Raw genomic sequence first — 20,882 nt, forward strand, 5'->3', positions numbered from 1 at the left:
AACGAGTGTCTCTGATCGCTTCTGACCACTTCCGCATCGTTGTCGGCCTCGGCAAGAGCGGCATGTCCCTGGTTCGCTTCCTGGCGAACCGGGGTGTGTCGTTTGCCGTCGCCGATACGCGGGACAATCCACCGGAACTGGCCACGCTCAAGCGTGACTATCCGCACGTGGAAGTGCGTTGTGGCGAGCTGGACGTCGAATTCCTGTGCCGCGCCGACGAGCTCTACGTGAGCCCCGGCCTGGCGCTGGCGACCCCGGCCCTGCAAGCCGCTGCCGCCCGCGGTGTGAAAATGGCCGGCGACATCGAGCTGTTCGCGCGTAACGCGCGGGCGCCGATCGTGGCCATCACCGGTTCCAACGCGAAAAGCACCGTCACCACCCTGGTCGGCGAGATGGCGGCTGCGGCCGGCAAACGCGTGGCGGTGGGCGGCAACCTCGGTACGCCAGCGCTGGAATTGCTCAGCGACGACGTCGAGCTGTACGTGATGGAGCTGTCGAGCTTCCAGCTGGAAACCACTGACCAGCTCAACGCTGAAGTGGCCACCGTGCTGAACATCAGCGAAGACCACATGGACCGCTACAGCGGCCTGCCGGCGTATCACCTGGCCAAGCACCGGATCTTCCGTGGCGCGAAGCAGTTTGTGGTCAACCGTCAGGACGCACTCAGCCGTCCGCTGATCGGCGAGGGCCAGCCGTGCTGGACCTTCGGCCTGAACAAACCGGATTTCAAGGCCTTTGGCCTGCGCGAAGAAGACGGCGAGAAATACCTGGCCTTCGAATTCCAGAACCTGATGCCGGTGCGCGAACTGAAAGTGCGCGGCGCGCATAACCAGGCCAACGCCCTCGCGGCGCTGGCGCTGGGGCATGCGGTCGGCCTGCCGTTCGACGCGATGCTCGATGCCCTGCGCAATTTCGCCGGTCTCGAACACCGCTGCCAGTGGGTGCGTGATCTCGACGGTGTGGGTTACTACAACGATTCCAAGGCTACCAACGTCGGCGCCGCACTGGCCGCCATCGAAGGCCTGGGCGCGGACATCGACGGCAAGGTCGTGCTGATCGCCGGTGGCGACGGCAAGGGTGCCGAGTTCAAGGATCTGCGCGATCCAGTGGCGGCCAACTGCCGCGCCGTGATCCTGATGGGCCGCGACTCCGACAAGATCGGCGCAGCCATCGGCGACGCGGTGCCGCTGATTCGCGCCGGTTCGCTGGTTGAAGCCGTCGAGCAATGCCGCGCGGTCGCCCAGCCGGGTGACGTGGTGCTGCTGTCGCCAGCCTGCGCCAGTTTCGACATGTTCAAGAATTACGAAGACCGTGGTCACCAGTTCGTCCGCGCCGTGGAGGATCTGGCATGAGCCTGCGCAATATCATCAAGCCGTACCCGTCGCCGATCATCACCGGCCGTGGCATCGACCTCGACTTCCCGATGCTCGCCGGTTGCCTGGCGTTGCTGGGCCTGGGCCTGATCATGATCGCCTCGGCCTCCACCGAAGTGGCGGCGGCGCAGTCGGGCAGCGCGCTGTACTACATGATTCGCCACCTGATCTATGTGGCGCTGGGCCTGGGTGCCTGCATCATTACCATGATGATTCCGATCGCCACCTGGCAGCGTCTGGGCTGGATGATGCTGATCGGCGCCTTCGGTCTGCTGGTGATGGTGATCGTCCCCGGCATCGGCCGTGAAGTGAACGGGTCGATGCGCTGGATCGGTTTCAGCTTCTTTAACGTTCAGCCGTCCGAGATCGCCAAGGTGTTTGTGGTGATCTACCTCGCCGGTTATCTGGTACGTCGTCAGAAAGAAGTGCGCGAGAGCTGGATGGGCTTCTTCAAGCCGTTCATCGTGCTGCTGCCGATGGCGGGGCTGTTGCTGATGGAGCCGGACTTCGGCGCCACCGTGGTAATGATGGGCGCTGCGGCAGCGATGCTGTTCCTCGGCGGGGTCGGGCTGTTCCGCTTCTCGCTGATGGTGGTACTCGCAGTCGGGGCCGTGGTCTTGCTGATTCAGATGCAGCCCTACCGGATGGCGCGTCTGACCAACTTCGCCGACCCGTGGGCCGACCAGTTCGGCGCCGGTTATCAGTTGTCGCAGGCGTTGATTGCCTTCGGTCGCGGTGAGTGGCTGGGCGTTGGCCTGGGCAACAGCGTGCAGAAACAGTTCTACCTGCCTGAAGCGCATACCGACTTCGTGTTCTCGGTGCTGGCTGAAGAGCTGGGTGCGGTGGGTTCGCTGTGCACCGTGGCGCTGTTCGTGTTCGTGTGTATTCGCGGCATGTACATCGGTCTGTGGGCCGAAAAAGCCAAGCAGTTCTTCGCCGCTTATGTGGCTTACGGTCTGTCGTTCCTGTGGATCGGTCAGTTCCTGATCAACATCGGGGTGAACGTCGGTCTGCTGCCGACCAAGGGCCTGACCCTGCCGTTCCTCAGTTATGGCGGCAGTTCCCTGGTGATCTGCTGTGCCTGCCTCGGCTTGTTGCTGAGGATCGAGTGGGAGAGTCGGACCCACCTGGGCAGTGAAGAGATGGAGTTCCATGAGAGCGACTTCGCCGAGGAGCCGAACCATGGGCGCTAACGTATTGATCATGGCCGGCGGCACCGGCGGCCACGTGTTCCCGGCGCTGTCCTGTGCCCGTGAATTCCAGGCGCGCGGCTACACCGTGCACTGGCTCGGCACGCCCCGCGGAATCGAAAACGAACTGGTGCCGGCTGCAGGTCTTGAACTGCATCGCATCAACGCCACCGGATTGCGTGGCAAGGGCAAGCTGTCGCTGCTGAAGGCACCGTTCATGCTGCTCAAGTCGGTGTGGCAGGCGCGGGCAGTGATTCGCCAGCTGCGTCCAGTCTGCGTGGTCGGCTTCGGTGGTTATGTGACTGGCCCGGGCGGGATTGCCGCGAAACTGGCCGGTGTGCCGGTGATCGTTCACGAGCAGAACGCCGTGGCCGGCACCGCCAATCGGTTGCTGGTGCCGTTCGCCGCCCGGGTGTGTGAAGCGTTCCCCGACACCTTTACTCTGTCGGACACCCGCCGTACCACCGGAAACCCGGTGCGCAGCGAGCTGTTCCTCGAAACATCGCGACCGGCTCTGGCCGGGCGCAAAGCGCGTTTGCTGATCCTCGGCGGAAGCCTTGGCGCAGAACCGTTGAACAAGTTGCTGCCTGAAGCCCTGGCGCAAGTCCCTGCCGATTTGCGTCCGGAAGTGTTTCATCAGGCCGGCAAAAACCACGATGAAGTGACTGCAGAGCGCTACCGCGCCGCCGGCGTTGATGCGCAGGTGCAGCCCTTTATCAAAGACATGGCCCAGGCCTATGGCTGGGCTGACCTGGTGGTGTGCCGCGCTGGCGCGCTGACCATCAGTGAGCTGGCTGCCGTTGGTCTGCCCTCGATGCTGGTGCCTTTGCCCCACGCGATCGACGATCACCAGACCCGCAACGCCGATTATTTGGCCCGTGAAGGCGCAGCCTTCGTGATGCCGCAAAGAACGACTGGTGCCGCGGACCTTGCCGCGCGCCTGACAGAGGTCTTGATGCAACCGCAACGACTCGAAGAAATGGCCCAAGCGGCCCGCCGTCTGGCCAAACCCGATGCCACCCGTAGCGTGGTCGATACCTGCCTGGAGGTGGCTCATGGTTGAGAATCAGAAAGCCATGCCACAACCGGAAATGCGCCGCATCCGTCGCATCCACTTCGTCGGTATCGGCGGTGTGGGCATGTGCGGGATTGCCGAAGTGTTGTTGAACCTGGGCTATGAAGTGTCCGGTTCCGACCTGAAAGCTTCGCCAGTGACCGAGCGTCTGGAATCGTTCGGTGCGCACATCTATATCGGCCACCGTGCCGAGAACGCCGCTACCGCTGACGTGCTGGTGGTCTCGAGTGCTGTCAACACCTCCAACCCGGAAGTGGCGACCGCTCTTGAACGCCGCATTCCGGTGGTGCCACGTGCCGAAATGCTCGCCGAGCTGATGCGCTATCGCCACGGCATCGCCGTCGCCGGTACCCACGGCAAAACCACCACCACCAGCCTGATCGCTTCGGTGTTCGCCGCCGGTGGCCTGGACCCGACTTTCGTTATCGGTGGCCGTCTGAATGCCGCGGGCACCAATGCCCAGCTCGGCACCAGCCGCTACCTGATCGCCGAAGCCGATGAGAGCGACGCGAGTTTCCTGCACCTGCAACCGCTGGTGGCCGTGGTCACCAACATCGACGCCGACCACATGGCGACCTACGACGGTGACTTCAACAAGCTGAAGAAAACCTTCGTCGAGTTCCTGCACAACCTGCCGTTCTACGGTTTGGCGGTAATGTGCCTGGACGATCCGGTGGTGCGTGAAATCCTGCCGCTGGTCAAACGTCCGACCGTGACCTACGGCTTCAGCGAAGACGCCGACGTGCGCGCGATCAATGTGCGCCAGCAAGGCATGCAGACTTTCTTCACCGTGCTGCGCCCGGATCGCGAGCCGCTGGACGTGTCCGTGAACATGCCGGGCAACCACAACGTGCTCAACTCGTTGGCGACCATCTGCATCGCCAGCGACGAAGGCGTCAGCGACGAAGCCATCGTCCAGGGCCTGTCCGGGTTCCAGGGGGTCGGCCGACGCTTCCAGGTCTACGGCGAACTGCCGGTGGACGGCGGCAATGTGATGCTGGTCGACGACTACGGTCACCACCCGACCGAAGTCGCTGCGGTGATCAAAGCCGTGCGCGGTGGCTGGCCGGACCGCCGTCTGGTGATGGTCTACCAGCCGCATCGCTACAGCCGCACCCGTGACCTGTACGACGATTTCGTCAATGTACTGGCCGACGCCAACGTGCTGCTGCTGATGGAAGTCTATCCGGCCGGCGAAGAGCCGATTCCGGGCGCGGACAGCCGCAAACTGTGCAACAGCATCCGTCAGCGCGGTCAGCTCGACCCGATCTACATCGAACGCGGTGTCGACCTCGCGCCGCTGGTCAAGCCGCTGCTGCGTGCCGGCGACATTCTGCTGTGCCAGGGCGCCGGTGATATCGGCGGTCTCGCACCAAAACTGTTGAAAAGTGAGTTGTTCGCCGGCGCCGTGGCTGCGTCGGTCGAGGGGAAGTTGAAATGACTGCTGCCTACGCCAACCTGTTCTCCACCATCGCGCCGAAAGATTTCGGCCGTGTCGCCGTGCTGTTCGGTGGCATGAGTGCCGAGCGTGAGGTTTCGCTGAAATCCGGTAACGCCGTGCTCGACGCGCTGCAAAGCGCTGGCGTGGACGCGTTCGGGATCGACGTCGGCGAGGATTTTCTGCAGCGTCTGCTGAACGAAAAGATCGACCGCGCGTTCATCATCCTCCACGGTCGTGGCGGTGAAGACGGCTCGATGCAGGGCCTGCTCGAATGCGCCGGCATTCCGTACACCGGCAGCGGCATCCTTGCCTCGGCACTGGCGATGGACAAGCTGCGCACCAAGCAGGTCTGGCACAGCCTCGGGATTCCGACGCCGCGTCACGCCGTGCTGTGCAGCGAAGCCGATTGTATTTCCGCAGCGACGGAACTGGGCTTCCCTTTGATCGTCAAACCGGCGCATGAAGGTTCAAGTATCGGGATGGCCAAAGTGAGTTCTGCGTCCGAGTTGATCGACGCATGGAAAGCGGCCAGTACCTACGATTCGCAAGTCTTGGTTGAGCAATGGATTCAAGGTCCGGAGTTCACCATCGCCACCCTGCGTGACCAGGTGTTGCCTCCTATCGCCCTGGGTACACCGCACACGTTCTACGACTACGACGCCAAGTACATCGCCAACGATACCCAGTACCGCATTCCGTGTGGGCTGGATGCCGCCAAGGAACAGGAACTCATGGATCTCACGGCCAAGGCCTGTGAGGCGCTGGGTATTGCCGGTTGGGCCAGGGCGGACGTGATGCAGGACGCCGACGGGCAGTTCTGGTTCCTTGAAGTGAATACCGCACCGGGCATGACCGATCACAGCCTGGTGCCGATGGCGGCCCGTGCTGCCGGTCTGGACTTCCAGCAACTGGTTCTGGCCATTCTGGCCGCCAGTGTTGAAGGCTCCGGTCATACAGAGGCGCGAGGTTAAGACCATGCAAGGCGCTCAGCTCAGACATCAGCCACCCGCACCCGGCCGCAAGCCGGTGCCGCGGGGTGCCAGCCGAATGGTGGCCAAAGAGCCGATGTCCGCGCGCCTGCCGAAAGCCAATTTCGGCTTTCTGAAAAGCCTGTTCTGGCCGGTGCTGCTGGTGGTGCTCGGGTTTGGTACCTACGAAGGTGCGCAGCGCTTGCTGCCGTACGCCGACCGGCCGATCACCAAGATCGCCGTGCAGGGTGACCTGAGCTACATCAGCCAGCAGGCGGTGCAGCAGCGAATCGCCCCGTACGTGGCGTCGAGCTTTTTCACCATCGACTTGGCCGGGATGCGCACCGAGCTTGAACAGATGCCATGGATCGCCCACGCCGAAGTACGCCGGGTGTGGCCGGATCAAGTGGTGATCCGCCTCGAAGAGCAACTGCCGGTGGCCCGTTGGGGCGACGAGTCGCTGCTCAACAACCAGGGCCAGGCATTTACGCCAAAGGAACTGGCGAACTACGAACACCTGCCACAGCTGTTCGGTCCACAACGGGCCCAGCAGCAAGTGATGCAGCAGTATCAGGTGCTGAGCCAGATGCTCCGGCCGCTGGGCTTCTCGATCGCGCGCCTGGAATTGCGTGAACGTGGCAGCTGGTTCCTGACCACCGGTGCCGGCAGTTCCGGCCCCGGCATCGAGTTGCTGCTGGGACGCGGCAACCTGGTGGAAAAGATGCGCCGCTTCATTGCCATCTATGACAAGACGCTTAAAGACCAGATTACGAACATTGCGCGCATCGATCTGCGCTACGCCAACGGCCTCGCCGTTGGCTGGCGGGAACCTGCAGCGCCGACGACAGACAAACCCGCTGTCGCAAAGAATTAAGAAGAGGCAGGACCCATGGCAAACGTGCAAAGCGGCAAAATGATCGTCGGTCTGGATATCGGCACCTCCAAGGTGGTGGCGCTGGTAGGCGAGGTCGCGGACGACGGCACGCTGGAAATCGTCGGTATCGGTACTCACCCGTCCCGCGGCCTGAAGAAGGGCGTGGTGGTGAACATCGAGTCGACCGTGCAATCGATCCAGCGCGCGATCGAAGAGGCCCAACTGATGGCGGGCTGCCGCATTCACTCGGCGTTCGTCGGCGTGGCCGGCAATCACATCCGCAGCCTGAACTCCCACGGCATCGTGGCGATTCGTGATCGCGAAGTGAGTTCGGCTGACCTGGAGCGCGTGCTCGATGCCGCCCAGGCCGTGGCGATCCCGGCTGACCAGCGCGTGCTGCACACCCTGCCGCAGGATTACGTGATCGATAACCAGGAAGGCGTCCGCGAGCCGCTGGGCATGTCCGGCGTCCGTCTGGAAGCCAAGGTTCACGTGGTCACCTGCGCCGTCAATGCTGCACAGAACATTGAAAAATGTGTGCGTCGCTGCGGTCTGGAAATCGACGACATCATTCTCGAGCAACTGGCCTCGGCCTACTCGGTGCTGACCGACGACGAAAAAGAGCTGGGCGTGTGCCTGGTCGACATCGGCGGCGGCACCACCGACATCGCGATCTTCACCGAAGGCGCGATCCGCCACACCGCGGTGATCCCGATTGCCGGTGATCAGGTGACCAACGACATCGCCATGGCGTTGCGCACCCCGACCCAGTACGCCGAAGAGATCAAGATTCGCTACGCCTGCGCCCTGGCCAAACTGGCCGGTGCCGGCGAAACCATCAAGGTGCCGAGCGTTGGCGACCGTCCACCGCGCGAACTGTCGCGTCAGGCCCTGGCCGAAGTGGTTGAGCCGCGTTACGACGAACTGTTCACCCTGATTCAGGCCGAGCTGCGTCGCAGTGGCTACGAAGACTTGATCCCGGCGGGCATCGTGCTGACCGGCGGTACTTCGAAGATGGAAGGCGCCACCGAGCTGGCCGAAGAAATCTTCCACATGCCGGTTCGTCTGGGCGTGCCGCACGGCGTGAAAGGCCTGGATGACGTGGTGCGCAACCCGATTTATTCCACTGGCGTTGGCTTGTTGATGTACGGCCTGCAGAAGCAGTCCGACGGGATCTCGTTCTCGGGCATCGGCAGCCGCGACAGCTACAGCAACGATGAGCCGCAGGCGCCGTTGCTGGATCGATTGAAGAAGTGGGTTCAAGGCAACTTCTAAAGCTTTACCGCAACACCGCAACAAAAATGCAGTAGGCGAAAAAACTAGAGAATGTAAGGAGAGGGAAAATGTTCGAACTCGTAGACAACATCCCCGCAAGCCCGGTAATCAAAGTTATCGGTGTCGGCGGTGGCGGCGGCAACGCTGTCAACCACATGGTCAAGAGCAACATCGAAGGCGTTGAATTCATCTGCGCCAACACCGATGCTCAAGCGCTGAAAAACATCGGCGCGCGTACCATCCTGCAACTGGGCACCGGTGTGACCAAAGGCCTGGGCGCCGGCGCCAACCCGGAAGTCGGCCGTCAGGCTGCGCTGGAAGATCGCGAGCGCATCGCTGAAGTGCTGGCCGGCACCAACATGGTGTTCATCACCACCGGCATGGGCGGTGGTACCGGTACCGGTGCTGCGCCGATCATCGCCGAAGTGGCCAAGGAAATGGGCATCCTGACCGTTGCGGTCGTGACCCGTCCGTTCCCGTTCGAAGGCCGCAAGCGTATGCAGATCGCCGACGAAGGCATCCGCATGCTCTCCGAAAGCGTCGACTCGTTGATCACCATCCCTAACGAGAAGCTGCTGACCATCCTCGGTAAAGACGCCAGCCTGCTGTCGGCTTTCGCCAAGGCTGACGACGTACTGGCCGGTGCCGTTCGTGGTATCTCCGACATCATCAAACGTCCGGGCATGATCAACGTCGACTTCGCCGACGTGCGTACCGTGATGAGCGAAATGGGCATGGCGATGATGGGCACTGGCTGCGCCAGCGGTCCGAACCGTGCACGTGAAGCGACCGAAGCGGCCATCCGCAACCCGCTGCTGGAAGACGTGAACCTGCAAGGCGCACGCGGCATTCTGGTGAACATCACCGCCGGTCCTGACCTGTCCCTGGGTGAGTACTCCGACGTGGGTAGCATCATCGAAGCCTTCGCTTCCGAGCACGCGATGGTCAAGGTCGGTACCGTTATCGATCCGGACATGCGCGACGAACTGCACGTCACCGTGGTTGCCACCGGTCTGGGCGCGAAAATCGAGAAGCCTGTGAAGGTCATCGACAACACCGTTCACACCTCCATGGCTTCCGCCCAGGTTCAACAACCGGCTCCTGCGCGTCAGGAAGCTCCGGCGGTGAACTACCGTGACCTGGACCGTCCGACCGTCATGCGCAACCAGGCGCAGGCCGGTGCTGCGACTGCCGCGAAGATGAACCCGCAGGACGATCTGGATTACCTGGACATCCCGGCATTCCTGCGTCGTCAGGCCGATTGATGGAATGTATCAGGGCTATGACGGTGATTGGTGTTCAGCAAAGGCTCGGTCTGCTATTATCGCCAGCCTTTGTTGATACCAGTTCGCAATTTGCGCTGAAGCGGCCCAAGCCATGATTAAACAACGCACACTGAAAAATATTATCCGTGCCACAGGTGTAGGCCTGCACTCCGGGGAGAAGGTCTACCTGACCCTCAAGCCTGCGCCTGTCGACACTGGCATTGTGTTTTGTCGCGCTGACCTCGACCCTGTGGTGCAGATTCCTGCCCGCGCGGAAAACGTTGGTGAAACCACTATGTCGACGACGCTGATCAACGGCGACGTCAAAGTGGACACGGTAGAGCACTTGCTCTCGGCCATGGCTGGCCTGGGCATCGATAACGCCTACGTCGAGCTCTCCGCGTCCGAAGTCCCGATCATGGATGGCAGCGCTGGACCGTTCGTATTCCTGATTCAATCGGCTGGCCTGGAAGAGCAGGACGCCGCCAAGAAATTCATCCGCATCCTGCGTGAAGTGACAGTGGAAGACGGCGACAAGCGCGCCACTTTCGTCCCTTTCGAAGGGTTCAAGGTGAGCTTCGAGATCGATTTCGATCACCCGGTTTTCCGGGACCGCACCCAAAGTGCAAGCGTGGATTTTTCCAGCACTTCGTTCGTAAAAGAAGTCAGCCGCGCCCGTACTTTCGGTTTCATGAGTGACATCGAGTACCTGCGCAAGCACAACCTCGCACTCGGCGGCAGCGTTGAAAACGCGATCGTGGTTGATTCCGATGGTGTACTGAACGAAGACGGCCTTCGCTACGAAGACGAATTCGTGAAGCACAAGATCCTCGATGCGATTGGCGACCTGTACCTGCTGGGTAACAGCCTGATTGGTGAGTTCAAAGGCTTCAAGTCCGGTCATGCACTGAACAACCAGCTGCTGCGCAAGTTGATTGAGCAGACAGATGCGTGGGAAGTCGTGACGTTCGAAGACGCCAGCACTGCACCGATCTCTTACATGCGCCCGGTTGCGGCGGTGTAAGTAAAAAACCTCTCTAGTTTTTTGAAGGCCATCCTTGGATGGCCTTTTTTTATGCCTGCGGTTTTTGTGTTGCCTGGGCTGACCTCTTCGCGAGCAAGCTCGCTCCCACATTTGGAATGCGTTCCCTTGTGGGAGCGGGCTTGCTCGCGAAGAGGCCAGTTCAATCGCCGCAAAAATCAGCCAGCCACCACCACCCGATTCCGCCCACCTTCCTTGGCCTGATACAACGCCTTGTCCGCCGCAAACAACAGTTGCTCAAGCGACATCTCGACCGCAGTTGTCCAGGTGCTGATACCGATACTGACGGTCATCGCCACGTCTGCACCCTCGACCCTCGGCATCTGCTCGACCGCCTGGCGGATATGTTCGGCAATCTGTCGCGCGCCGCTGCTATCGGTTTCGGCGAGGATCACCGAGAACTCTTCGCCGCCGTAACGGGCGACCAGATCCCCTGGTCGTCGTACGTTCGCCGTGATCACCTTGGCCAATTCACGCAGCGCCTGATCACCGGCCTGATGCCCGTGGCGGTCGTTGAACGCCTTGAAGTGGTCGGCATCGATCATCATCACCGACAACGGCTTGCCCGAACGCTGGGCGCGGAACCATTCGTGGCGCAGCGCCTGATCGAGCATCCGCCGGTTGGCCACGCCGGTCAGCGCATCGGTGGCAGCCAGTTGCGCCAGTTCGCGTTCGGCGCGCTGGCGCAAGCGCAGCTCACGGGCCAGCAGCCAGGTCAGCCACAGCAGCCCGACACACAGCACGCCGGTGGCGCCACTGATCAACAGCGCCGTGCGGCGCCAGGTGCCGAACACTTCATCACTGGAGAGCGCAACCATCACCGTCAACGGCAGATTGCCGACCCGCGAATAGGTGTAGAGCCGTTGCTGATGGTCCATGCTCGAGGTGCTGGTGAAACTGCCGCTGCCATCCTTGTCGCCGAGAATCCGCTGCACGTTGGGCCGGTTGCCGAAGCTCTTGCCGATGGAGTCGCTTTGCAGATACGGCTTCTGCGCCAGCAGCACGCCGTCGCTGTTGATGATGTTCAGCGTGCTGCCTTTGCCGATGTCGAGGCTGTTGAACAACTGATCGAAGTAGTCGAGTTTCATCGACGCCACCGCCACACCAGCGAACTCACCGGTGTCCGAGGAGATCCGCCGACTGAAACTGATGCGCCATTGATTGGCTTCGTCGCAATCGCAACGGGTCTTGAACGGGCGGCTGATGAACATGCCCATGTCGCGGTTGAAGGCATGGGCGAGGAAGTAATCGCGGTCGGCGAAGTTGCCCGGCTTGGGTTCGACCCGCGATGAGTCGGCGACCACATCGCCATGTTTGTCGAGCAGCAGGATGTCGCCCTTGAAGCGCGCGGTAGTCGAGCGGTCGAACAGCGCCAGATGGCGGATCTGCGGGGTGACGTCGCGCAAGTCATCGCGCTGGGCAGCGGCGATCAGGCCTTGCAGGGTCAGGTCATACAACTCGACCGTGCGCAGGACATCGGCGTCGATCAACTGGGCGATGGTGGTGGCGCTGCGGGTGGCCGACTCCTGAGCGTTGGCGTGCTCACGAATCAGCAGAAAAGTGACGATGCACAGAATCGCGATCACAGTCAGCGAACTGCCGCAGATCAGCAGCAATTCGGGGCGCCCGGTCTTGCCCGCCACAGGTGGGGTACGGCTCGCGATCATGATGGGCTGTCGGTTGAGAGGATCTTATTAGCGTAGTTGCATCAAGTCAGTGACGGTATCCCATTGTGGGAGCGGGCTTGCTCGCGAATGCGCCGTGTCATTCAACATTGATGTCGAATGATGCAGCGCATTCGCGAGCAAGCCCGCTCCCACAGGGTATATCTCTCAATTCAAGACCGTGGCGCAGGGGTGATCTTAGAAGACGTTGATCGGGTAGTCGACAATCACCCGGTATTCATCGGTATCCGTATCAATCGCGCCATAACCGTTGCCGCCCCGGTTGGTCGCCCATTGCAGGCGTACCGCGAGATTTTTCGCCTGGCCGCTCTGCACCACGTATTTCAGATCGAGGTCGCGCTCCCAATGCTGGGCGTTGCGACCGTCGGCGCTGTACCACGAAGCATAGCCTTTGCTGTGCGGATCGACCTTGGTCAAGTCCACGGTGCCGCGCGAATAGGAGACCGCTGAAGTCAGACCCGGCATCCCCAGCCCGGCGAAGTCATAGGCGTACTTGAGCTTCCACGAACGTTCGTTCGGGCCGTTGAAGTCCGAGTACTGCTGCGAGTTGTCGAGGTAAACGCTGTCGCCCTGGCTGATGTAGTCGAACGGCGTGTTGCCGTTCACGCGCTGATACGCAGCAGTAACGCTGTGGCTGCCGATGCCGACGGTGAAATGCAGGCTGTAGGTGTTGTTGTCGATGTTGCCCAGCAGCGCGTTGCCGGTGTCCTGCGTGTGATAGAAGTGCAGGCCCGGGTTGAGGCTGACCAGATCGTTCAACTGCCAGGTGTAATCCAGGTCGTAGTAGTACTGGTTCCAGATGTCCTTCAACTCGGCAGCGTACAGATTGCTGGTCAAGCCTTCGACGCCGCTCCAGGACACGCCGGCCCAGTTCAGGTGCTGGCTTGCGTCACCCTCAGTGAGTTTGCCGTAGGAGGTACCGATGCGCTGGTGGCCACTCTGGTTGTACGGCTTGGTGAAACTGGCCTGGCCACCTTCAAACATCCAGCCGTCGAAACTGTGGTTGGTCAGACTGACGCCACGGAAGGTCTGCGGCAGCATGCGCGACTCACCGCCGGCAATCACCGGGTTGGTGAGGAACAGGTCACCGGCCTTCAACTCGGTATCGAACGCACGCATTTTCAACGTGCCGCCCGCGGTCGAGAACGAGCCCGGCGCTTTGCCGTTGCCATCGCTGACCGGCAGGATGCTCGAGCCATCGGTGCCGCCACCGCCGTCGAGCTTCAGCCCGAGCATGGCGTGGGCGTCGATGCCGAAGCCGACCGTGCCTTCGGTGTAGCCCGACTGGAAGATCCCGAGAAAACCCTGGCCCCACTCGATGTTGTCGTCCGTCTGCTGCAGACGGTTGCGATTCATGTAGTAGTTGCGAGCGTTGAGGTTGAGGCTCGAGCCTTCGACGAAACCTTCCTTGACGGCTTCGTCGGCATGGGCGGCGGGGGCAATCGTTGCGGCAATTGCAATGAACAGCGGGGTGACGCGGACTGGGTAACGCACTTGCGATGGAGCTCCTTGGGTCAACTGACACTTCAATGTCTTGAGGTGCGGGATGTTTCTTGTTTTTACAGACGAACCAAACGGCTTTCAGACCACAACGAAAAAAGGCCGCTGAAAGGCAGCGGCCTGGAAGGACGACGGTTGAACGGGAAGAGCCAAACAACCGCGTCGAGGGAAATTTTTCGCGGTGCGCGACTCAGCTGTCTTTCTCGGCTGCTTGAGCCTGGGAAGTGGCGGCCTGAGGGGCTTGCGAGGCGTCCTGCGACTTGACCATCACTTCTGCCTGAGACTGCTCGAAGGCGTGAGCGCGCGCGGCATTCTGCGCGACGAACGCCTGCGATTCTTCAGCCATCGCCATGGGCGACAGGATCAATGAGGACAAAACGAAAGCGCTGGCAATACCCATACTGTTGGACATCTGGAAAACCTTCTTGCTTGGCAAGTGCTGTTTGGTGCGGGCAAAGATAAGGTTGCCGGACGTTGGGAAACAGCCTGATTTTCATAAATGACTGTTGCAGTACAAGCAAAGATCAATCACGGGTGAACGCCATTCCTTGTGGCGAGGGAGCTTGCTCCCGCTGGGCTGCGAAGCGGCCCCAAACCCGTCAATCACATTCATTCAGACAAACTGAATGTGCAGGATTTACGACTGCTGCGCAGCCGAGCGGGAGCAAGCTCCCTCGCCACAGGGGTTTGCTTTTCAGTTAAACCGGGAGGTGGATGCCGAACGTATTCATCCCCCGATCACTGCGCACAAACACATCGCCACCGTGCATCAGCGCGATCGCCTTGACGATCGCCAGCCCCAACCCATGGTTGTTGCCGCTGTTGCTGCGCGAGGCATCGACCCGATAGAAGCGCTCGAACAAGCGCGGCAAGTGCTCGCTGGCAATCGGCGATCCGGGGTTGGCCACGCCGATGCTGACCTGATGTTCCTCGACTTCGATGCGCACCTCGATCACCTGGCCCGGTTCGGTGTGCTGCACGGCGTTACTCAGCAGATTGATCAGCGCCCGACGCAGATGCGCGATCTCGATTCGCACCTGTGCGTCGCCACTCACATGCACCTGCACTTGCGCGTCTTCGAGGATGAAATCCAGGTAATCCAGCGTGGTTGCAACTTCATCCGCCAGCGAGGTCTCGGTCAGTTTGGTCGCCTTGCTGCCCTGGTCGGCGCTGGCAAGGAACAGCATGTCGTTGATGATCGAACGCAGGCGTTCCAGCTCTTCGAGGTTGGATTGCAGCACCTCGAAATAGTGTTCGGCGGAACGTCCGCGCGTCAGCGCGACCTGGGTCTGACCGATCAGGTTGGTCAGCGGCGAACGCAGCTCATGCGCCACGTCGGCGTTGAACGACTCCAGTCGCGAGTATGCCTGTTCGACCCGTTCCAGCGTCGAGTTGAACGACTCGACAAACTGCGCAAGCTCCGGCGGCAGCGGCGACAGACGCAAGCGCCCCGAACGCAATGGCGGCGCCAGACGCTGCGCCTCGTGGGACAGTTTGATCAGCGGTTGCAGGCCAATCCGTGCCACCCAGTACCCGAGCGCCGAGGCCAGCGCCACGCCGATAATCGCCAGACCAATCAGGGCGATCAGCAACTGATGTTGCGTCTGGTGAAACGTATCGGTGTCGATGCCGATCATGAAGCGCAGCGGCGGGCGTTGGTCCTTGGCCGGAAACTGGCTGACCAGCACTTTCAGCGGATAGGGCTGGTCGGGCAATTGCAGGTCGCGCATGCCCAATGGGCCGTTGGCGAACTCGCGAATCTGCGGGGTCAGGTTGCCAAACTCATACTGCGGGTCACCGCTGCTGATCCAGAAACTGATGCGCTTGTCTTCCTCGCCCAGCAGCTTGAGTTTGTTGTTGATCTTCACCCAATGATCGGGCGTGCCGTAACGACCGACGGTGGATTCGAGCACGCTGTAACGCGCATCCAGCTCGGCTTCCGGCAGCAGGCCCAGGCCCTTGTCGACCTGCTGATACAGCGCGCCGCCGATCAACAGAAACACCAGCAGCGCCACCAGCGTGAACATGCCACTGAGGCGCAGGGCAATCGAGTTACTGGACACCACGGCTCTCCAGCACGTAACCCATGCCACGAATGGTGTGCAGCAGTTTCTCGTCGAACGGCCCGTCGAGCTTGGCCCGCAGACGCTTGATCGCGACTTCGACGACATTCGCATCGCTGTCGAAATTGATGTCCCAGACCATCTCGGCAATCGCGGTTTTCGAGAGGATTTCACCTTGTCGGCGCGCCAGCACGCTGAGCAGCGAGAACTCTTTTGCCGTCAGATCCAGTCGGGTGCCGGCGCGGGTGGCCTTGCGGCTGATCAGATCGATCCACAGGTCGGCGATGCTTACCTGCACCGGTTCGTGGCCACCGCTGCGCCGGGTCAGCGCCTGCAAGCGCGCTACCAGCTCCAGAAAGGAAAACGGCTTGCCGAGGTAATCGTCGGCGCCGTCACGCAGGCCCCTGATCCGGTCTTCGACGCGCTCGCGGGCGGTGAGCATGATCACCGGGGTCTGCTTGCGCGCACGTAAGGCGCGCAGCACGCCGAAGCCGTCGAGGCCCGGCAACATCACGTCGAGGACGATCACCGCGTAGTCGCTTTCCAGCGCCAGGTGCAGGCCCTCGACGCCGTCGCGGGCCAGATCCACGGTGTAACCCTGTTCCGTCAGACCGCGGTGCAGATAATCCGCGGTTTTTTCCTCGTCTTCGATAATCAGAACGCGCATGACCCTGCCTCAGTCTGTAGTCGCCAGTGCCGTCGTGGGCATTGGTTTGGGCCTGTGGAACAGCCGCTCAAGCCACAAGTATATGACCGGCGTGGTAAACAGCGTCAGCATCTGGCTGACCAGCAAGCCGCCCACCACCGCGATCCCCAGCGGCTGGCGCAGTTCCGCGCCGGTGCCGTAACCGAGCATCAGCGGCAACGCGCCGAGCAGCGCGGCGAGGGTGGTCATGATGATCGGCCGGAACCGCGTCAGGCACGCTTCGAAAATCGCATCCTGCGGCGCCAGTCCGCGATTGCGCTGGGCTTCCAGTGCGAAGTCGATCATCAGAATGCCGTTCTTTTTGACGATACCGATCAGCAGCACCAGCCCGATCAACGCCATGATCGAAAAGTCCTGACCGCAGATCCACAGCATGATCACTGCACCGAGACCGGCCGCCGGCAGGGTCGAGATGATCGTCAGCGGATGCACGAAGCTCTCATAAAGCACGCCGAGAATGATGTACACCGCCACCAGCGCCGCAAGAATCAGCCACGGCTGACTGGCGAGCGAACTCTGGAATGCCTGCGCTGCGCCCTGAAAGTTGCCGCTGATGGCGGTCGGCATGCCGATCTCGGCCTTGGCCTGGTTGAGCAGGATCACCGCGTCGCCCAAGGCCACGCCGGGTGCCAGGTTGAACGACAGGTTGGCGGCGGGGAACATGCCGTCATGGGCAATCGACAGCGGGCCGATGGTCGGTGCGTCGAATTTCGCCAGCGCCGACAGCGGCACCATTTCCCCGCTCAGCGGCGAGCGCAGGTAGAAATAGTTGAGGCTTTCGGCCTTGCCGCGCTGTTTGGTATCGAGCTCCAGAATCACGTTGTACTGGTTGACCTGGGTCTGGAATTCGTTGATCTGGCGCTGGCCGAACGCATCGTACAGCGCCTCGTCGACATCACTCGCGGTCAGGCCGAAACGCGCGGCGGCGCTGCGGTCGATGCTGATGTGGGTGATGCTGCCGCCCAGTTGCAGGTCATTGGAAATGTCGCGGAACGCCGGGATGCTGCGCAGCTTCTCGGTCAGGCGCTGGGTCCAGGTGGCCAGGGTCGCGCCGTCATTGCTCTTGAGTACGTATTGGTACTGGGCGCGGCTTGGGCCGGAGCTGAGGTTGATGTCCTGGCCGGCGCGCAGGTACAGGACGATGCCCGGGACTTTCATCAGTTTCGGACGGATACGGTCGATGAACTGGCTGGCCGAGACGTCGCGGTCGCCGCGTTTTTTCAGGGCGATCCAGAAGCGGCCGTTGGCGATGGTCTGGTTGCTGCCGGACACGCCCACCGAGTGGGAAAACGCTTCGACTGCCGGGTCGGCCGCGACGATTTCGGCCATCGCCAGGTGTTTTTTCACCATGTCGCCGTAGGAAATATCCGCAGCGGCTTCGGTGGTGCCGAGCACGAACCCGGTGTCCTGGATCGGGAAGAAACCCTTGGGAATAAAGATGTAACCGGCAATTGCCAATCCGAGGGACAGGCAGAACACGCCGATCATCAGTTTCTGATGGGCGAGGGCGCGGCGCAGGCCTTTCTCGTACCACGCCAGCAGACGCTCGCTGAAGCCCGGTTTGTCATGGGCGTGATGCACCGGTTTGCGCATGAACAGCGCGGCCAGGGTTGGCGCCAGCGTCAGCGATACCACCACCGAAATAAGAATGGTCGAAGTCGCGGTCAGGGCGAATTCCTTGAACAGCCGCCCGACCACACCGCCCATGAACAGCAGCGGAATGAACGCCGCCACCAGCGAGAAGCTGATCGAGACCACGGTGAAGCCGATCTCGCCGGCGCCCTTGACCGCCGCCTCACGCATGCCGTCGCCGGCTTCCAGATGCCGGTGGATGTTCTCCACCACCACAATCGCATCGTCGACGACAAACCCCACGGCCACCACAATCGCCACCAGCGTCAGGTTGTTCAGGCTGAAACCGAGGATGTACATCAGGGCGAAACTGGCCACCAGTGACACGCCGAGCACTGCCGAGACAATCAGCGTCGCCGACAGTTGGCGCAGGAACAGCGCCATCACCGCCACCACCAGCAGAATGGCGATCAACAGGGTGATTTCCACTTCATGCAGCGACGCGCGAATGGTCTGGGTGCGGTCGATCAGCACTTTGACCTGCACCGAGGCCGGCAGCATGGCTTCCAGGCCCGGCAGCGCCGCTTGAATACGATCGACGGTTTCGACGATGTTCGCACCGGGCTGGCGCGAGATCACCAGGTTCACACCGGGTTGATCACCGGCCCAGGCTTGCACGTAGGCATCTTCCGAACCGTTGACGACTTTGGCGACATCCCGCAGGTGAACCGGGGCGCCGTCCTTGTAGGAAACGATCAGCTGGCTGTAGTCCTCGGGATGGAACAACTGGTCGTTGGTCGACAGCGTGGAGATGCTCGATTCGCCGTACAACGCACCTTTGGCGAGGTTCAGGCTGGTCTGCTGGATCGCCAGACGAATGTCGGCCAGAGTCAGGCCGATGGCAGCCAGTTTGTCGGCCGAGGCTTGCACGCGGATCGCCGGACGTTGCTGACCGGTGATGTTGATCTGACCTACACCGTCGATCTGACTGATCTGACGCGAGAGCAGGGTTTCCACCAGATCGCTGAGTTCGGTGCCGGGCATTTGTGTCGAGCTGACACTGAGGATCAGCACCGGGCTGTCGGCCGGGTTGACCTTCTTCCAGGTCGGCAGCGTCGGCATGTCCTTGGGCAGTTTGCCGGCGGCGGTGTTGATCGCCGCCTGAACTTCCTGCGCGGCGGTGTCGATGCTTTTGTCGAGGGTGAATTGCAGGGTCAACAGGCTTGAGCCGAGCGCACTGCTGGAGGTCATCTGGGTCATGCCGGGGATGGCGCTGAATTGCACTTCAAGCGGCGTGGCCACGGAGGACGCCATGGTGTCGGGGCTGGCGCCGGGCAACTGCGCGGAAACCTGGATCGTCGGAAATTCCGCTTCCGGCAGTGGCGCAATCGGCAGGCGCGGGAAGGCAATCACCCCGAGCAGCACCAGGGCGAAGGTCAGCAGAATGGTCGCGACCGGGTGGTCGATACACCATGTGGAGACGCCTTTGTGCTCCTTCATGGCTTGGGCTCCGCTTCGACCACCTGCGGCGGCTCGGTCATCACCTGTACGGTCGAACCGGGTTTGAGCCGCGACTGGCCGTCACTGACTAATTGATCACCCGCCTTCACGCCTTTGATGATGTCCTGGCCGCTGCCCTGATAAACCATCTGCACTTGTACGGCTTCGACCTTGTCGCCGTTCACGCGGTAAACGAAGTGTTGGTCGAGGCCGCGTTGTACGACGGTAGGCGGCACCACCAGCGCATTCTTATCCAGTGCCGTCTGAATTTTTACCGTCACCAGCAGGCCCGGCCAGAGCTTCTGGCTGGCGTTGTCGAATTCGGCCTTGGCGCGGATGGTGCCGGTGTTGGCGTTGATCTGGTTGTCGATCAGGGTCAGGTGACCTTCGCCAAGCAGATTGCCGGTTTCGCCGTCGGTGTCGGCGCCGATGTAGGCCTTGACCTGCGCGTGCTGCGGGTCGTTGATCAAACCTTGCAGGGTCGGCAGCATTTGTTGCGGCAGCGAGAACTCGACGGCGATCGGGTCGATCTGGGTGACGGTGAACAGGCCCTGGGTGTCGGTCATGCGCAGGAAGTTGCCTTCATCGACTGTGCGAATACCGACGCGGCCGGTGACCGGGGAGCGGATCTGGGTGTAGGAAAGTTGTACCTGCGCGGCGTCAATCGAGGCCTGGTTGCCTTGGGCGGTGGCCTTCAACTGGTTGACCAGCGCCTGTTGCTGATCGTAGGTCTGCTTGGAGACGCCGTCGTCGACGCTGAGCAGTTTGTAGCGCTTGAGGTTGACCAGGGCGACTTCCAGTTGGGCCTGGCTTTCGCCCAGTTGTGCGCGGGCCTGATCAAGACTGGCGCGGATCGAGCGGTCGTCGATGGTGGCGAGCAGGTCGCCTGCTTTGACCAGTTGGCCTTCTTTGACGAGGATCTTTGTCAGAATGCCGTCGATCTGCGGGCGTACCACGACGCTGTGCAATGAGAGAACCGAACCGATGCCGCTGACGTAGCGGGGGACGTCCTTTTCGCTGACTGCCACGACCCGGACCGGGATGGCGGTGGGGGCGGCGAGTTTGGTCTGGGCCGGTTTGGTGGCGTACCACAGGCCCAGAGCGGCGACGATGATCAGCGGGGTGGCGAGCAGGGCGGTTCGTTTCTGGATTCGCATGCGATTGGGGCGCCAAGGGGTTGAGTTTGGGCAGGTTGGGTATTTATAAGCTTGTTTGGGGGTCAGGAGGGTGACGGCTAGCTGTCAGCGCTGTCAGTTTCGTGTGGCTTGGCGGCCTCTGGGCCGACCATGTTGTGGGTTGATGGGGGACATATCCGTTGCTGCGGTAACGGCTTCTGATGGTTCCGCTCTTACA

General features: G+C 61.6%; 16 protein-coding genes. 9 read left to right on the top strand and 7 right to left on the bottom strand.

What is annotated here, in order from left to right:
* Window positions 1-5 precede the first annotated feature (5 nt).
* From murD to lpxC, 9 genes are all read left to right on the top strand, one after another.
* Window positions 6-1,352 (top strand): UDP-N-acetylmuramoyl-L-alanine--D-glutamate ligase, encoded by a 1,347-nt coding sequence (murD, locus tag AC27VU_RS25195; RefSeq protein WP_045122625.1) that lies wholly within the window; start codon window positions 6-8, stop codon window positions 1,350-1,352.
* The gene (ftsW, locus tag AC27VU_RS25200; RefSeq protein ID WP_003228018.1) at window positions 1,349-2,566 is read left to right on the top strand and encodes a putative lipid II flippase FtsW; all 1,218 of its coding nucleotides are present in this window, start codon (window positions 1,349-1,351) and stop codon (window positions 2,564-2,566) included. The genes murD and ftsW overlap by 4 nt, the downstream gene beginning before the upstream one ends.
* Window positions 2,556-3,626 (top strand): undecaprenyldiphospho-muramoylpentapeptide beta-N-acetylglucosaminyltransferase, encoded by a 1,071-nt coding sequence (gene murG, locus AC27VU_RS25205; RefSeq protein WP_003228017.1) that lies wholly within the window; start codon window positions 2,556-2,558, stop codon window positions 3,624-3,626. Before ftsW ends, murG begins: the two co-directional genes overlap by 11 nt.
* Window positions 3,619-5,079 carry a UDP-N-acetylmuramate--L-alanine ligase gene (murC, locus tag AC27VU_RS25210; RefSeq protein ID WP_201136629.1) on the top strand — a complete coding sequence of 487 codons (1,461 nt, stop codon included), beginning with the start codon at window positions 3,619-3,621 and terminating at the stop codon, window positions 5,077-5,079. The genes murG and murC overlap by 8 nt, the downstream gene beginning before the upstream one ends.
* On the top strand, window positions 5,076-6,050 hold the full coding sequence (locus AC27VU_RS25215; protein WP_103485645.1) for a D-alanine--D-alanine ligase: 975 nt from the start codon (window positions 5,076-5,078) through the stop codon (window positions 6,048-6,050). The genes murC and AC27VU_RS25215 overlap by 4 nt, the downstream gene beginning before the upstream one ends.
* Before the next feature lie 4 nt (window positions 6,051-6,054).
* Window positions 6,055-6,921, top strand: a complete 867-nt coding sequence (locus AC27VU_RS25220; protein WP_003228015.1) for a cell division protein FtsQ/DivIB — start codon at window positions 6,055-6,057, stop codon at window positions 6,919-6,921.
* 15 nt (window positions 6,922-6,936) lie between these two features.
* Window positions 6,937-8,196, top strand: coding sequence for a cell division protein FtsA (gene ftsA / locus AC27VU_RS25225; protein ID WP_003228014.1), 1,260 nt, complete (start codon window positions 6,937-6,939; stop codon window positions 8,194-8,196).
* Window positions 8,197-8,264: 68 nt separating this feature from the next.
* Window positions 8,265-9,461 (top strand): cell division protein FtsZ, encoded by a 1,197-nt coding sequence (gene ftsZ / locus AC27VU_RS25230; RefSeq protein ID WP_003228013.1) that lies wholly within the window; start codon window positions 8,265-8,267, stop codon window positions 9,459-9,461.
* Window positions 9,462-9,573: 112 nt separating this feature from the next.
* Window positions 9,574-10,485, top strand: a complete 912-nt coding sequence (gene lpxC / locus AC27VU_RS25235; RefSeq protein WP_007961638.1) for a UDP-3-O-acyl-N-acetylglucosamine deacetylase — start codon at window positions 9,574-9,576, stop codon at window positions 10,483-10,485.
* 176 nt (window positions 10,486-10,661) lie between these two features.
* Here lpxC and AC27VU_RS25240 read toward each other — a convergent pair whose 3' ends face one another.
* The 7 genes from AC27VU_RS25240 to AC27VU_RS25270 all read right to left on the bottom strand — a co-directional run bounded on the left by AC27VU_RS25240 (window position 10,662) and on the right by AC27VU_RS25270 (window position 20,686).
* Window positions 10,662-12,170 (bottom strand): sensor domain-containing diguanylate cyclase, encoded by a 1,509-nt coding sequence (locus AC27VU_RS25240; protein ID WP_488725149.1) that lies wholly within the window; start codon window positions 12,168-12,170, stop codon window positions 10,662-10,664.
* A gap of 195 nt (window positions 12,171-12,365) precedes the next feature.
* Window positions 12,366-13,682, bottom strand: a complete 1,317-nt coding sequence (locus tag AC27VU_RS25245) for an OprD family porin (protein WP_488725150.1) — start codon at window positions 13,680-13,682, stop codon at window positions 12,366-12,368.
* Window positions 13,683-13,878: 196 nt separating this feature from the next.
* A complete protein-coding gene (locus AC27VU_RS25250) occupies window positions 13,879-14,100 on the bottom strand; it encodes a hypothetical protein (protein WP_103521034.1) in 222 nt (73 codons plus the stop codon).
* Window positions 14,101-14,386: 286 nt separating this feature from the next.
* On the bottom strand, window positions 14,387-15,751 hold the full coding sequence (locus AC27VU_RS25255) for a heavy metal sensor histidine kinase (protein ID WP_003228009.1): 1,365 nt from the start codon (window positions 15,749-15,751) through the stop codon (window positions 14,387-14,389).
* A complete protein-coding gene (locus AC27VU_RS25260) occupies window positions 15,741-16,418 on the bottom strand; it encodes a heavy metal response regulator transcription factor (RefSeq protein WP_003228008.1) in 678 nt (225 codons plus the stop codon). Before AC27VU_RS25260 ends, AC27VU_RS25255 begins: the two co-directional genes overlap by 11 nt.
* A 9-nt stretch (window positions 16,419-16,427) precedes the next feature.
* The gene (locus tag AC27VU_RS25265) at window positions 16,428-19,529 is read right to left on the bottom strand and encodes a multidrug efflux RND transporter permease subunit (protein WP_488725151.1); all 3,102 of its coding nucleotides are present in this window, start codon (window positions 19,527-19,529) and stop codon (window positions 16,428-16,430) included.
* On the bottom strand, window positions 19,526-20,686 hold the full coding sequence (locus AC27VU_RS25270; protein ID WP_338799958.1) for an efflux RND transporter periplasmic adaptor subunit: 1,161 nt from the start codon (window positions 20,684-20,686) through the stop codon (window positions 19,526-19,528). Before AC27VU_RS25270 ends, AC27VU_RS25265 begins: the two co-directional genes overlap by 4 nt.
* Window positions 20,687-20,882 lie beyond the last annotated feature (196 nt).

The organism is Pseudomonas sp. 14P5.3.2 (genome assembly GCF_057799175.1).

Coding starts and splice junctions, on each gene's coding strand:
- ftsA (WP_003228014.1), top strand. CDS start 6,937: ATGGCAAACGTGCAAAGCGGCAAAATGATCGTCGGTCTGGATATCGGC.
- AC27VU_RS25270 (WP_338799958.1), bottom strand. CDS start 20,686: ATGCGAATCCAGAAACGAACCGCCCTGCTCGCCACCCCGCTGATCATC.
- AC27VU_RS25220 (WP_003228015.1), top strand. CDS start 6,055: ATGCAAGGCGCTCAGCTCAGACATCAGCCACCCGCACCCGGCCGCAAG.
- ftsW (WP_003228018.1), top strand. CDS start 1,349: ATGAGCCTGCGCAATATCATCAAGCCGTACCCGTCGCCGATCATCACC.
- AC27VU_RS25215 (WP_103485645.1), top strand. CDS start 5,076: ATGACTGCTGCCTACGCCAACCTGTTCTCCACCATCGCGCCGAAAGAT.
- murC (WP_201136629.1), top strand. CDS start 3,619: ATGGTTGAGAATCAGAAAGCCATGCCACAACCGGAAATGCGCCGCATC.
- lpxC (WP_007961638.1), top strand. CDS start 9,574: ATGATTAAACAACGCACACTGAAAAATATTATCCGTGCCACAGGTGTA.
- murG (WP_003228017.1), top strand. CDS start 2,556: ATGGGCGCTAACGTATTGATCATGGCCGGCGGCACCGGCGGCCACGTG.
- AC27VU_RS25240 (WP_488725149.1), bottom strand. CDS start 12,170: ATGATCGCGAGCCGTACCCCACCTGTGGCGGGCAAGACCGGGCGCCCC.
- AC27VU_RS25250 (WP_103521034.1), bottom strand. CDS start 14,100: ATGTCCAACAGTATGGGTATTGCCAGCGCTTTCGTTTTGTCCTCATTG.
- AC27VU_RS25260 (WP_003228008.1), bottom strand. CDS start 16,418: ATGCGCGTTCTGATTATCGAAGACGAGGAAAAAACCGCGGATTATCTG.
- AC27VU_RS25265 (WP_488725151.1), bottom strand. CDS start 19,529: ATGAAGGAGCACAAAGGCGTCTCCACATGGTGTATCGACCACCCGGTC.
- ftsZ (WP_003228013.1), top strand. CDS start 8,265: ATGTTCGAACTCGTAGACAACATCCCCGCAAGCCCGGTAATCAAAGTT.